Annotated in this window: 12 protein-coding genes; 8 read left to right on the top strand and 4 right to left on the bottom strand. The window is 58.0% G+C overall.

From position 1 onward, the window contains the following. Window positions 1-142 precede the first annotated feature (142 nt). The 6 genes from ACLH1I_RS18910 to ACLH1I_RS18885 all read left to right on the top strand — a co-directional run bounded on the left by ACLH1I_RS18910 (window position 143) and on the right by ACLH1I_RS18885 (window position 7,365). Entirely contained in the window at window positions 143-340 is a 198-nt protein-coding gene (locus ACLH1I_RS18910; RefSeq protein ID WP_002885664.1) for a DUF2065 domain-containing protein, read from the top strand. A gap of 102 nt (window positions 341-442) precedes the next feature. Beyond that, window positions 443-1,741: an adenylosuccinate synthase gene (locus tag ACLH1I_RS18905; RefSeq protein WP_004206445.1), complete on the top strand. Its 1,299-nt coding sequence runs from the start codon at window positions 443-445 to the stop codon at window positions 1,739-1,741. 150 nt (window positions 1,742-1,891) lie between these two features. Beyond that, complete coding sequence (gene nsrR / locus ACLH1I_RS18900) at window positions 1,892-2,317, top strand: nitric oxide-sensing transcriptional repressor NsrR (protein ID WP_002885667.1); 426 nt, start codon at window positions 1,892-1,894, stop codon at window positions 2,315-2,317. Window positions 2,318-2,353: 36 nt separating this feature from the next. Further along, on the top strand, window positions 2,354-4,792 hold the full coding sequence (rnr, locus tag ACLH1I_RS18895) for a ribonuclease R (protein ID WP_004206447.1): 2,439 nt from the start codon (window positions 2,354-2,356) through the stop codon (window positions 4,790-4,792). 79 nt (window positions 4,793-4,871) lie between these two features. After that, window positions 4,872-5,603 carry a 23S rRNA (guanosine(2251)-2'-O)-methyltransferase RlmB gene (rlmB, locus tag ACLH1I_RS18890; protein ID WP_002885669.1) on the top strand — a complete coding sequence of 244 codons (732 nt, stop codon included), beginning with the start codon at window positions 4,872-4,874 and terminating at the stop codon, window positions 5,601-5,603. A 124-nt stretch (window positions 5,604-5,727) separates the two neighbouring features. Further along, window positions 5,728-7,365 carry an isovaleryl-CoA dehydrogenase gene (locus ACLH1I_RS18885; RefSeq protein ID WP_049092062.1) on the top strand — a complete coding sequence of 546 codons (1,638 nt, stop codon included), beginning with the start codon at window positions 5,728-5,730 and terminating at the stop codon, window positions 7,363-7,365. Here the strand turns inward: ACLH1I_RS18885 and yjfN are convergent. After that, on the bottom strand, window positions 7,356-7,631 hold the full coding sequence (gene yjfN / locus ACLH1I_RS18880) for a DUF1471 family protease activator YjfN (protein WP_004206450.1): 276 nt from the start codon (window positions 7,629-7,631) through the stop codon (window positions 7,356-7,358). The two genes, ACLH1I_RS18885 and yjfN, sit on opposite strands and share 10 nt — an antisense overlap. A 137-nt stretch (window positions 7,632-7,768) precedes the next feature. Then, window positions 7,769-8,077 (bottom strand): biofilm peroxide resistance protein BsmA, encoded by a 309-nt coding sequence (gene bsmA / locus ACLH1I_RS18875; RefSeq protein WP_004206451.1) that lies wholly within the window; start codon window positions 8,075-8,077, stop codon window positions 7,769-7,771. A gap of 209 nt (window positions 8,078-8,286) precedes the next feature. Here bsmA and yjfP point away from each other — a divergent pair, with 209 nt between their 5' ends. Then, complete coding sequence (gene yjfP / locus ACLH1I_RS18870; RefSeq protein WP_004206452.1) at window positions 8,287-9,003, top strand: esterase; 717 nt, start codon at window positions 8,287-8,289, stop codon at window positions 9,001-9,003. Here yjfP and ulaR read toward each other — a convergent pair. Further along, window positions 9,000-9,755 carry an HTH-type transcriptional regulator UlaR gene (ulaR, locus tag ACLH1I_RS18865; RefSeq protein WP_004206453.1) on the bottom strand — a complete coding sequence of 252 codons (756 nt, stop codon included), beginning with the start codon at window positions 9,753-9,755 and terminating at the stop codon, window positions 9,000-9,002. The genes yjfP and ulaR overlap by 4 nt on opposite strands. Window positions 9,756-9,862: 107 nt before the next feature. Then, window positions 9,863-10,927, bottom strand: a complete 1,065-nt coding sequence (gene ulaG / locus ACLH1I_RS18860) for an L-ascorbate 6-phosphate lactonase (protein WP_049003758.1) — start codon at window positions 10,925-10,927, stop codon at window positions 9,863-9,865. Window positions 10,928-11,290: 363 nt separating this feature from the next. Here ulaG and ulaA point away from each other — a divergent pair, with 363 nt between their 5' ends. After that, window positions 11,291-12,691, top strand: coding sequence for a PTS ascorbate transporter subunit IIC (gene ulaA / locus ACLH1I_RS18855; protein WP_023319569.1), 1,401 nt, complete (start codon window positions 11,291-11,293; stop codon window positions 12,689-12,691). The last annotated feature ends 11 nt before the right edge of the window (window positions 12,692-12,702 follow it).

Below are 12,702 nucleotides of genomic sequence, written 5' to 3'. Positions count from 1 at the left end.
AACTGGTTATGAATTTTGTTTCACCTTTCCGGTTCATAATGAAGAGGAAATACGGGACAATGTGAATTGAGTGAATGCATTCACTATGCTGGCCGATGACACCTGCGAAGGCGGCGATAATAATTTTCAATTAGGGTTGACGATGAACTCCACCATTTGGCTGGCGCTGGCGCTGGTTTTAGTACTCGAAGGGCTTGGCCCGCTACTTTATCCGCGAGCCTGGCGCAAGATGGTCGCCAGCCTGAGCCAGCTTCCGGATAATTTATTGCGGCGCTTTGGCGGCGGACTTGTGGTTGCCGGGATTGTGATCTACTACATGTTGAGGAAATCGATTGGCTGATCAAAAAGTGGTCGGATTTGCCTTATTTTGGATGCAAAAAGTGCTGTAACTCTGAAAAAGCGATGGTAGAATCCATTTTTAAGCAAACGGTGATTTTGAAAAATGGGTAACAACGTCGTCGTACTGGGCACCCAATGGGGTGACGAAGGTAAAGGGAAGATCGTCGATCTCCTGACAGAACGGGCTAAATATGTTGTGCGCTACCAGGGTGGTCACAACGCCGGCCATACTCTCGTAATCAACGGTGAAAAAACCGTTCTCCATCTTATTCCATCAGGCATTCTGCGTGAAAACGTCACCAGCATCATCGGTAACGGCGTCGTGCTGTCTCCGGCTGCGCTGATGAAAGAGATGAAGGGCCTGGAAGACCGTGGTATCCCGGTTCGCGAGCGTCTGCTGCTCTCTGAAGCCTGCCCGCTTATCCTTGACTATCACGTGGCGCTGGACGTGGCGCGTGAAAAAGCGCGCGGCGCGAAGGCGATCGGCACCACCGGTCGCGGCATCGGCCCGGCTTACGAAGATAAAGTCGCTCGTCGCGGTTTGCGCGTTGGCGATCTGTTCGATAAAGCAACCTTCGCCGATAAACTGAAAGAAGTGATGGAATATCACAACTTCCAGCTGGTGAATTTCTACAAAGCAGAAGCGGTTGACTACCAGAAAGTGCTGGACGATGTGATGGCGATTGCCGACATCCTGACCGGCATGGTGGTGGACGTTTCCGACCTGCTGGATCAGGCGCGTAAACGTGGCGACTTCGTAATGTTCGAAGGCGCACAGGGCACGCTGCTGGATATCGACCACGGCACCTATCCGTACGTAACCTCTTCCAACACCACCGCGGGTGGCGTGGCGACCGGCTCCGGCCTGGGCCCGCGTTACGTAGATTACGTTCTGGGTATCATCAAAGCTTACTCGACTCGCGTCGGCGCGGGTCCGTTCCCGACCGAGCTGTTTGATGAGACCGGCGAGTTCCTCTGCAAGCAGGGTAACGAATTCGGCGCCACCACCGGTCGTCGTCGTCGTACCGGCTGGCTGGACGCCGTCGCGGTTCGTCGCGCGGTGCAGATTAACTCCCTGTCCGGCTTCTGCCTGACTAAACTGGACGTCCTCGACGGCCTGAAAGAAGTGAAAATCTGCGTCGGCTACCGTATGCCGGATGGCCGCGAAGTGACCACCACTCCGCTGGCAGCCGACAACTGGGAAGGTATCGAGCCTATCTACGAAACCATGCCGGGCTGGTCTGAAACCACCTTCGGCGTGAAAGAGCGCAGCGGCCTGCCGCAGGCAGCGCTGAACTACATCCAGCGTATTGAAGAGCTGACCGGCGTACCGGTTGATATCATCTCTACTGGTCCAGACCGTTCCGAGACCATGATTCTGCGCGACCCGTTCGACGCATAATCACTCGCAAGGGGCGCCGTTCAGGCGCCCTTGTTTTTGCTGTTCGCCCGCCCCATTTTAAATAAATTAGCGGCCTGAGCGCTGGCTGGTTTATCATCAATAATAATGATGTCGCTCGACATACCCTGTTTTCTTTTCCCTGAGGTTTATGTGCAGTTAACGAGTTTCACCGATTACGGACTACGGGCGCTGATTTATATGGCGTCGCTGCCGGAAGGACGGATGACCAGTATCTCGGAAGTAACCGAGGTCTATGGCGTCTCCCGTAATCATATGGTTAAAATAATCAATCAGTTAAGTCGCATGGGCTATGTGACTGCCGTGCGGGGGAAGAACGGGGGCATTCGCCTCGGCAAACCAGCTGGACAGATCCGCGTCGGTGACGTGGTACGCGACCTGGAACCCTTATCGCTGGTCAACTGCAGCAGCGAGTTTTGCCACATTACACCAGCCTGTCGTCTGAAACAGGCACTAGCTGAAGCCGCGCAGAGTTTTCTCAAGGAACTGGATAACTATACGCTGGCTGATTTGGTTGAGAAGAATCAACCGCTTTATAAATTATTGCTGGTGGAGTGACGCCACTCTGCCGGAGATGACAACGGAGGAACCGATATGTCACAAGATCCATTCCAGGAACGCGAAGCTGAGAAGTACGCGAACCCAATCCCGAGCCGGGAATTTATCCTCGAACATTTAACCAAACGGGAAAAGCCCGCCAGCCGCGATGAGCTGGCCATCGAGTTAAATATCGAGGGCGAAGAGCAAACCGAAGCGCTGCGCCGCCGCCTGCGCGCGATGGAACGCGACGGTCAGCTGGTCTTCACCCGCCGTCAGTGCTATGCGCTGCCGGAGCGCCTTGATCTCCTCAAAGGAACCGTTATTGGTCACCGTGATGGCTATGGTTTCCTGCGTGTTGAAGGGCGCAAAGACGATCTGTACCTGTCGTCAGAGCAGATGAAAACCTGTATTCATGGCGACCAGGTGCTGGCCCAACCGCTGGGCGCGGACCGCAAGGGCCGCCGCGAAGCGCGCATCGTCCGCGTCCTGGTGCCGAAAACCAGCCAGATTGTTGGCCGCTACTTTACCGACGCTGGCGTCGGTTTCGTCGTCCCGGACGACAGTCGCCTCAGCTTCGATATCCTGATCCCGCCGGAAGAGATTATGGGCGCGCGGATGGGCTACGTGGTGGTGGTCGAGCTGACCCAGCGCCCGACCCGCCGCACCAAAGCCGTGGGGAAAATCGTCGAAGTGCTGGGCGACAACATGGGTACCGGCATGGCTGTCGATATGGCGCTGCGCACCCATGAAATTCCGTACGTCTGGCCGCCGGCGGTAGAAAATCAGGTTTCCGGCCTGAAAGAGCAGGTGCCGGAAGAGGCGAAAGCCGGGCGCGTCGATCTGCGCTCCCTGCCGCTGGTCACTATTGACGGTGAAGATGCCCGCGACTTCGATGACGCAGTGTACTGCGAGAAGAAACGCGGCGGCGGCTGGCGCCTGTGGGTAGCCATTGCCGACGTCAGCTACTACGTGCGTCCGGGGACGCCGCTGGACGCGGAAGCGCGCAGCCGTGGAACCTCGGTCTATTTCCCGTCGCAGGTGGTACCGATGCTGCCGGAAGTGTTGTCTAACGGTCTGTGCTCGCTGAACCCGCAGGTCGATCGCCTGTGCATGGTGTGCGAGATGACGATTTCGTCAAAAGGCCGTCTGACCGGTTATAAATTCTATGAAGCGGTGATGAGTTCACATGCTCGCCTGACCTATACCAAGGTGTGGCATATACTGCAGGGCGACCAGGAGCTGCGCGAGCACTACGCGCCGCTGGTGAAGCATATTGAAGAACTGCATAACCTCTACAAGGTGCTGGATGGCGCCCGCGAAGAGCGCGGCGGTATCTCATTTGAAAGTGAAGAAGCTAAATTCATCTTCAACGCCGAGCGCCGTATCGAGCGTATCGAACAGACCCAGCGGAACGATGCGCACAAGCTGATTGAAGAGTGCATGATCCTGGCGAACATCTCCGCCGCGCGCTTCGTTGAGAAGGCGCAGGAGCCGGCGCTGTTCCGTATTCACGATAAGCCGAGCACCGAGGCGATTACCGCGTTCCGCAGCGTGCTGGCGGAGCTGGGGCTGGAACTGCCTGGCGGCAACAAGCCGGAGCCGCGCGATTACGCCGAACTGCTGACCTCCATCGCCGATCGCCCGGATGCGGAAATGCTTCAGACGATGCTCCTGCGGTCGATGAAGCAGGCGGTCTACGATCCGGAAAACCGCGGGCACTTTGGCCTCGCGCTGCAGTCCTATGCCCACTTCACCTCGCCGATCCGTCGTTACCCGGATCTGTCGCTGCACCGCGCCATCAAATATCTGCTGGCCAAAGAGCAGGGGCATAAAGGCAACAGCACGGAGACCGGCGGCTGGCACTACAGCATGGAAGAGATGCTGCAGCTGGGCGAGCACTGCTCGATGACCGAACGCCGCGCTGATGAAGCGACGCGCGAAGTCTCCGACTGGCTGAAGTGCGACTTCATGCAGGATCAGGTAGGCAACATCTTCTCCGGGGTTATCGCCAGCGTGACCGGCTTTGGCTTCTTCGTCCGTCTCAACGATCTGTTTATCGACGGCCTGGTGCATGTTTCCTCTCTGGATAACGACTACTATCGTTTCGACCAGGTGGGGCAGCGTCTGATCGGCGAGTCCGGCGGGCAGACTTATCGCCTGGGCGACCGCGTGGAAGTCCGTGTGGAAGCGGTCAACATGGACGAGCGTAAAATCGACTTTACCCTAATCTCCAGCGAGCGCGCGCCGCGTAATGTCGGCAAAACCGCCCGTGAGAAAGCGAAAAAGAGCACCTCCGGCAAACCGGGCGGCCGTCGTCGTCAGGTCGGTAAGCAGGTGAACTTCGAGCCGGACAGCGCGTTCCGCAAAGAAAAAGACCAGGCGAAAGCGAAGCCGAAAGGCGAGAAGAAAGCGAAAAAACCGTCGGCGAAAACGCAGAAAATCGCCGCCGCCACCAAAGCCAAGCGCGCGGCAAAGAAGAAGAGCGCCGAGTGATTGACCACCCTTCATCCTGAAGTCTGCTGACGCAGGACGGGGTGAAGGGCGGATAACAGAACCTAAAACGAGTACATCAATGAGTGAAATGATTTACGGCATCCATGCGGTGCAGGCACTGCTGGAGCGCGCACCTGAGCGTTTTCAGGAAGTTTATATTCTGAAAGGCCGTGAGGATAAGCGCCTGCTGCCGCTGATCCACGCTCTGGAAGCGCAGGGCGTGGTGATTCAGCTGGCCAACCGCCAGTTTCTCGATGAGAAGAGCGAAGGCGCGGTACACCAGGGGATCATTGCCCGCGTGAAGCCGGGGCGTCAGTATCAGGAGAACGATCTGCCGGATCTGCTGGCGCAGCTCGATCAGCCGTTCCTGTTGATCCTTGACGGTGTGACCGATCCGCATAACCTCGGCGCCTGCCTGCGCAGCGCCGATGCTGCCGGCGTGCACGCGGTGATTGTGCCAAAAGATCGTTCCGCGCAGCTGAATGCGACGGCGAAGAAAGTGGCCTGCGGCGCGGCGGAGAACGTCCCGCTGATCCGCGTCACCAACCTGGCGCGCACCATGCGTCTGTTGCAGGAGGAGAACGTCTGGATCGTTGGAACCGCAGGTGAAGCCGACCATACGCTGTTCCAGAGCAAAATGACCGGGCCGATGGCGCTGGTGATGGGCGCGGAAGGCGAAGGCATGCGCCGCCTGACCCGCGAGCACTGCGATGAGCTGATCAGCATTCCGATGGCGGGCAGCGTCTCTTCGCTGAACGTCTCGGTGGCCACCGGCATCTGCCTGTTTGAGGCGGTACGCCAGCGCAGCTAAGCTGACCCGCTGACGAAACTAAAAAGCCATCCTTCGGGATGGCTTTTTTGTGACCGCTCTCGCGGGCGAGTATCCCCCCGGATAACCATACTTAGGCTTATCGCCATTGATGGAGGGAGACACGATGCACTGGCAAACCCACACCGTTTTTAATCAACCGACCCCGCTGAATAACAGCAATCTGTTCCTGTCCGATACCGCCCTACGTGAAGCGGTGGTCCGCGAAGGTGCCGGCTGGGATGGCGATCTGCTCGCCAGCATTGGCCAGCAGCTGGGGACCGCAGAATCGCTGGAGCTGGGACGCCTGGCCAACAGCAACCCGCCGGAGCTGCTGCGCTATGACGCCACCGGCGCCCGACTGGACGACGTTCGCTTCCACCCCGCCTGGCACCTGCTGATGCAGGGGCTGTGCGCGAACCGGGTGCATAATCTTGCCTGGCAGGAGGATGCCCGTGAAGGCGCGTTTGTCGCGCGCGCCGCTCGCTTTCTGCTTCACGCCCAGGTAGAGGCCGGAACGCTGTGCCCGATAACCATGACCTTCGCCGCGACGCCCCTGCTGCAGCGCGCCCTGCCCGCGCCTTTTGGCGACTGGCTGTCGCCGCTGCTGAGCGACCGTTACGATCCCCACCTCGCGCCGGGCGACCAGAAGCGCGGTCTGCTGATTGGCATGGGGATGACCGAGAAGCAAGGGGGCTCCGATGTGCTGAGCAATACCACCCGCGCGGAGAAAACAGCGGAAGGGTTTTACCGGCTGGTGGGACACAAATGGTTCTTCTCGGTGCCGCAGAGCGATGCGCACCTGGTGCTGGCCCAGGCGCCTGCGGGTCTGTCGTGCTTCTTTGTGCCGCGCCTGCTGCCCGACGGGCAGCGCAACGGGGTGCGTCTGGAGCGCTTAAAAGAGAAGCTCGGCAACCGCTCCAACGCCAGTAGCGAAGTGGAGTTTTATGACGCCTGCGGCTGGCTGGTGGGCGACGAGGGCGACGGCGTGCGGCAGATCCTCAGGATGGGCGGTCTCACCCGCTTTGACTGCGCGCTGGGCAGCCATGCCCTGATGCGCCGGGCCTTCTCCGTAGCGCTGTATCATGCGCTACAGCGTCAGGCGTTCGGTAAAAATCTGGTCGATCAGCCGATGATGCGCCAGCTGCTGGGGCAAATGGCGCTCCGTCTTGAAGGACAGACCGCGTTTCTGTTTCGTCTGGCGCGAGCCTGGGACCGTCGGGATAATGCCCGGGAAAGCGCCTGGGCGCGTCTGTTTACGCCTGCGGCCAAGTTTGCCATCTGCAAGGCCGGTATCCCGTTTGTCGCTGAGGCGATGGAAGTCCTGGGAGGGATCGGCTATTGCGAGGAGAGTGAGTTGCCGCGGTTGTATCGCGAGATGCCGGTCAATAGCATCTGGGAAGGCTCCGGCAATATTATGTGCCTCGATGTGATGCGGGTGCTGAGCAAGCAGCCGGCGGCGATGGAGCTGCTGGCCGCGGAGTGTGCGGAGGTGAAAGGACAAAACCGCCATCTCGACCGCGCATGGCGTCAGCTGCAGCAATTGCTGAAACGACCCGCCGAAGAGCAGGGCAGAGAGATTGCCCGGCTGGTCTATCGTCTGGGGGCGGGGGCGCAGATGCTGCGTTTCGCTTCGCCGCCGCTGGCCGAAGCCTGGTGCCGGATGATGCTCGACACGCGCGGCGGCATACGTCTTGACGCGCCGACCCTCGACGACCTGCTGCTGCGGGCCATGGGGCGGGGGCGCCAGGCACCTCAGGCGTAGAGAATGGCCTGCACGCGCCAGCTGTCCGGCTGTTGTTCCTCGTACATCTGAATAATGCGATACCAGGAGGCGCCTTGCTCGTCCGCTTTGCGGGCAATGGCGTGCTCCACATCCTGTTGGCTGCCGGAAAGATTAGCGACGGAGATCAGACCGATTTCATTCAGGCCGGTAACGCAATCCGCGCTGGCGAATTCGGCTGACTGCGCGGACGTGTTGGCCGTCGCAGTGGTTAACAGCAGGCTGGATAGGGTAAAAGATCGTTTCATCGTCAGCTCCATTTCACGTAGTCCCAAGGGCAGTCCGTTGCTAACGTCCTGCCAGGTGGCTGGCCGAACGTTATTATGCACAGGAGAACGTGAATGGACGCAAAGCTGTGTAAAGCAGATTTAAAGACGCCGCCTCGTCATCGACGATAGAGGATCGCCTGCGAATACCACTGGCCGGGTACCATGGTGTCATCGATCATGATGATGACGTAGTAATCGGCTTTGGCCGCTTCTGCTTTGGCCTTCAGCGCCGCTTCGACATCCATCGGCGAACCGTACATCAGTACGCTCACCGTGGCCATTTTCTGCAGGCCAGCCGTCTGGTTGCGCTGGATCTCCTGCGGATGGTCGGTGGCGGGCGGCGGGGCTTCCGGCGTTCCCTGCAGAGCACTACACCCGCTGAGGACGATAGCCAGTAACCACGGAGACAACCTGCGCATAACCATATCTCGTTTCCTGATAGTGATAGTGTAGTGGTAGCCTTAACAGGATTTCCGGGGAATGTTCCCGAACTGTTATCTCTGACGCGATTTTCGAATGAAAATGTTGTGAAAGCGTAACCGGGTTCTCAACATTATGAATCGTAGCAAACTGGGTTGCCTGGTGAATGCATTTTCCCATGCCGCCTAACCACAATAGAGAAGGGAGACGATAAATGATTGCACTAGAAATGCGCAACCTCGGCGGTGGCGAAATTTTGCATGCCTGCCCGCAGGAGAGTCTGGACAAACCACTGCCCTGTATCGTCTTTTATCATGGCTTTACCTCGTCGAAACTGGTTTACAGCTACTTTGCGGTGGCGCTGGCCCAGGCGGGTTTCCGGGTGATTATGCCGGACGCGCCGGAGCATGGCGCGCGCTATCACGGTGATGAGACCGGGCGGATGCAGCGCTTCTGGCCGATCCTGCAGCAGAATTTCAGCGAGTTTCCCGCGCTGCGCGAGGCGATTATCGCCGAAGGCTGGCTGGAAGGAGAGCGACTGGCGGTGGCAGGGGCGTCGATGGGGGGAATGACGGCCCTGGGTATCATGACGCACCATCCCGAGCTGAACAGCGTCGCCTGCCTGATGGGATCAGGCTATTTTCGTTCGCTGTCGCAAACCCTGTTTCCCTCGCCTGGCTTTGATGGCGACAGCCTCAGCGAATGGGATGTCAGCCATCAGCTGGCGTCGCTCGCCCGGCGGCCGCTGTTGCTCTGGCATGGCGATGCCGACGACGTGGTGCCGCCGGAAGAGACCTTCCGTCTTGAGCAAGCGCTCAGGCAGAGCGACCTTGCAGCCAGGCTGACCTGCGTCTGGCAGAAAGGCGTCCGCCATCGCATCACCCCGGAGGCGCTGGCCACGACGGTCGCCTTTTTTCAGCAGCATCTTTAAACGCGGATCACGCTGACGCCCTGGTCCTCAAGCTGCTTGAGGATCGCGGCATCGGCCTGTTTGCCGGTGATCACCACGTCAATTTGCCCGGCCTGGCTGAATAGCATTCCGGCGCGCTCGCCGATCTTGCTGCTGTCGACCAGCACCGCCAGCTTGCCGACCACGCTGAGCATTTTCTGCTCGGCCATGGCGGTCAACATATCTGTTTTGTATAACCCCTCGGCGGTTAACCCTTTGCCGCTGGTGAACATCCAGTGCCCGGCATAGAGGCTGTTTTCACTGCCGTGGGGGCTGAGGGTGATGGCGTGGCTGCGGTTGTACTGCCCGCCCATGATAATCACGCTGTCGTGTTCCTGGTCGATCAGGTAGTTGGCCAGCGGCAGATAGTTAGTGATGATCTGCACCGGTTTGCCGCACAGTTCACGCCCCAGCAGAAAGGCGGTGGAGCCGCAGTTGATGACGATGCTCTCACCCGGCGCGATCAGTTGCGAAGCGGCGCGCGCAATACGCACTTTTTCATCCAGATTCTGCGCCTGGTGGATATTCATCGGCGTCCAGCGGGGGCGCTGCTCGCTAATGGCTTCCGCGCCATTGCGTACCTTTTTCAGTTTGCCGCTTTCATCCAGCTTGTTGATATCACGTCGGGCCGTTGCGGGTGAGATCCCGAGCCGCGACATCACCTGCTCTACGGTAACAAACCCCGTTTGGGCGAGCAGATCCAGCAGAATTTGGTGCCTTTGCGCTTCCGTCATGAGCGAATCCGATTAAAAGTGAACGGCAAAGATGATATTTGAAATCATGTGAAAATACTAACCCTCAGGCGGGGTATTTCCGGCAGGCAGGGCCTGCCGGAGGCGGTTTACAGGAAGGATTTGAACGGCAGATCCGGCTCGATGGTGAAGCAGTCGTCGAAGCCGCGCGGGTAGTGATATTCGAAATTGTCTTTATCCAGCGGCCAGGTAAATTTGCCGCCGACCTGCCAGATAAACGGCTTGAAGCCGTACTTCAGACGATCTTTTTTCATCTCCCACAGGACGCGGATCTCCTGCGGATCGGCCTGAAAGTTCGACCAGATATCATGGTGGAACGGGATCACCACTTTGGCGTTGAGCGACTCCGCCATACGCAGGATATCGGCGCTGGTCATTTTGTCGGTGATCCCGCGCGGGTTCTCGCCATACGAGCCGAGGGCGACGTCAATTTGATGCTCGTTGCCGTGTTTCGCGTAGTAGTTGGAGTAGTGGGAATCGCCGCTGTGGTACAGGTTGCCGCCCGGTGTTTTAAACAGATAGTTGACCGCGCGCTGGTCCATCCCGTCCGGCAGCACGCCGGCGGCTATTTGATCCGCCGGGAGGGTGATCAGCGCGGTACGGTCGAACGCGTCGAGCGCGTGGATCTCAATGTCCTTAATCTTCACGACATCGCCGGGCTTCATGACGATACAGCGCGCTTTCGGCACGCCCCAGCCGATCCACATATCGACGCAGGTTTTCGGGCCGATAAACGGCACATCGGCCGGGCAGTTCTGCATGACGGCGGCGGCGACGTTGACGTCAATATGATCGTTGTGATCGTGGGTCGCGAGGACCGCGTCAATCTGGCGAATGGCGAATGGATCGAGCACGAACGGGGTGGTGCGCAGATTGGGCTGGAGCTTCTTCACCCCTGCCATCCGCTGCATCTGATGGCCGGTTTTCATCAGTGGATTGCCGTGGCTCTGCTTGCCGGTGCCGCACCAGAAATCGACGCAGACGTTGGCGCCGCCTTCGGATTTCAACCAGATGCCGGTACAGCCCAGCCACCACATGGCGAAGGTGCCGGGCGCAACCTGCTCTTGCTCAATCTCTTCATTCAGCCAGCTACCCCATTCCGGAAAGGTGTTCAGGATCCATGATTCACGGGTGATGGTCTGTACTTTACTCATCGCGGTCTTCCTCGTGCATTTTCAAAAGTAATCATTATTTGATTGGTTTTGATTTATGTTGTCACTGTGCTTCCAGGATTGCAATCATGTTTTCCATCCCTTTTGCGATCTGATACGCATGATCTCCCGTCTTTTTCACAGCTTATGCGCCTTGGTTTTTGTTTTATCTATATGATTTAAAATGTTTATTTTTATTTCATTATAAATGAATGGAAATAACCTGAGTGAAGGAAAGGATTATTGCGGCGTGCGTCACATTTAATCAAATTTAATCTTGTTGTGATTATTTTTGATTATTAGAGTGAGCAGCGAGAAATGCTGAGCGTAAGGCGCGTTCAGCGCCTTCACCATCGGGAGTGTGTTATGGCAATCCTCTACAACATCTTTACCGTTTTCTTTAATCAGGTGATGACTAATGCCCCGCTACTGCTGGGTATCGTGACCTGCCTGGGCTATATCCTGCTGCGTAAAAGCGTCAGCGTGATTATCAAAGGCACCATCAAAACCATTATCGGTTTCATGCTGTTACAAGCCGGCTCCGGCATCCTCACCAGCACCTTTAAACCGGTGGTGGCGAAAATGTCAGAGGTGTACGGCATTAACGGCGCCATCTCTGACACCTATGCCTCGATGATGGCGACCATCGACCGGATGGGCGAGGCCTATAGCTGGGTGGGCTACGCGGTGCTGCTGGCGCTGGCGCTGAATATCTGTTACGTCCTGCTGCGCCGGATTACCGGCATCCGCACCATCATGCTGACGGGCCATATCATGTTTCAGCAGGCGGGGCTGATTGCGGTCTCGTTCTTTATTTTCGGCTACTCCATGTGGACCACCATCATCTGCACCGCGGTGTTGGTGTCACTCTACTGGGGCATTACCTCCAATATGATGTACAAGCCTACTCAGCTGGTCACCGACGGCTGCGGTTTTTCTATCGGGCACCAGCAGCAGTTCGCCTCGTGGATTGCCTACAAAGTGGCTCCCTGGCTGGGGAAAAAAGAGGAGAGCGTCGAAGACCTCAAGCTGCCCGGCTGGCTGAACATCTTCCACGACAACATTGTTTCCACCGCGATTGTGATGACTATCTTCTTCGGTGCGATCCTGCTCTCTTTCGGCATTGACGTGGTGCAGGCGATGGCGGGTAAAACCCACTGGACGGTCTATATCCTGCAGACCGGTTTCTCCTTCGCGGTGGCGATTTTCATCATCACTCAGGGCGTGCGGATGTTCGTCGCCGAGCTGTCCGAAGCCTTCAACGGTATCTCGCAGCGTCTGATCCCCGGGGCGGTGCTGGCGATCGACTGCGCCGCTATCTATAGCTTCGCGCCGAATGCGGTGGTCTGGGGCTTTATGTGGGGCACCATCGGTCAGCTGATTGCCGTCGGCATTCTGGTCGGCGTCGGCTCCCCGATTCTGATTATTCCAGGTTTTATCCCTATGTTCTTCTCCAACGCGACGATTGGCGTTTTTGCCAACCACTTTGGCGGCTGGCGCGCGGCGCTCAAAATCTGCCTGGTGATGGGCATGATTGAAATATTCGGTTGCGTATGGGCGGTGAAACTCACCGGCATGAGCGCCTGGATGGGGATGGCGGACTGGTCGATTCTGGCGCCGCCGATGATGCAGGGCTTCGCCTCCGTCGGGCTGGCGTTTATGGCCGTCATCATCCTGATTGCACTGGCTTATATGTTCTTCGCCGGCCGCGCGCTGCGCGCCGAGGAGGACGCGGAAAAACAACTGGCAGAGGCCTCTGCCCAATAAGGAGTTCTGAT

Origin of the sequence: Klebsiella sp. 1SOBk10mer (genome assembly GCF_046602535.1) — a bacterium.
GTDB classification, from domain to species: Bacteria; Pseudomonadota; Gammaproteobacteria; order Enterobacterales; family Enterobacteriaceae; genus Klebsiella; species Klebsiella quasipneumoniae.
This window is presented reverse-complemented; position numbering and strand designations above follow the sequence as displayed.

Bases quoted from the DNA above. Each gene is read 5' to 3' on its own strand.
- ACLH1I_RS18905 (WP_004206445.1), top strand. From the start codon at position 443: ATGGGTAACAACGTCGTCGTACTGGGCACCCAATGGGGTGACGAAGGT.
- ulaA (WP_023319569.1), top strand. From the start codon at position 11,291: ATGGCAATCCTCTACAACATCTTTACCGTTTTCTTTAATCAGGTGATG.
- ACLH1I_RS18885 (WP_049092062.1), top strand. From the start codon at position 5,728: ATGCACTGGCAAACCCACACCGTTTTTAATCAACCGACCCCGCTGAAT.
- bsmA (WP_004206451.1), bottom strand. From the start codon at position 8,077: ATGGTTATGCGCAGGTTGTCTCCGTGGTTACTGGCTATCGTCCTCAGC.
- ulaG (WP_049003758.1), bottom strand. From the start codon at position 10,927: ATGAGTAAAGTACAGACCATCACCCGTGAATCATGGATCCTGAACACC.
- yjfP (WP_004206452.1), top strand. From the start codon at position 8,287: ATGATTGCACTAGAAATGCGCAACCTCGGCGGTGGCGAAATTTTGCAT.
- rnr (WP_004206447.1), top strand. From the start codon at position 2,354: ATGTCACAAGATCCATTCCAGGAACGCGAAGCTGAGAAGTACGCGAAC.
- ACLH1I_RS18910 (WP_002885664.1), top strand. From the start codon at position 143: ATGAACTCCACCATTTGGCTGGCGCTGGCGCTGGTTTTAGTACTCGAA.
- yjfN (WP_004206450.1), bottom strand. From the start codon at position 7,631: ATGAAACGATCTTTTACCCTATCCAGCCTGCTGTTAACCACTGCGACG.
- rlmB (WP_002885669.1), top strand. From the start codon at position 4,872: ATGAGTGAAATGATTTACGGCATCCATGCGGTGCAGGCACTGCTGGAG.
- ulaR (WP_004206453.1), bottom strand. From the start codon at position 9,755: ATGACGGAAGCGCAAAGGCACCAAATTCTGCTGGATCTGCTCGCCCAA.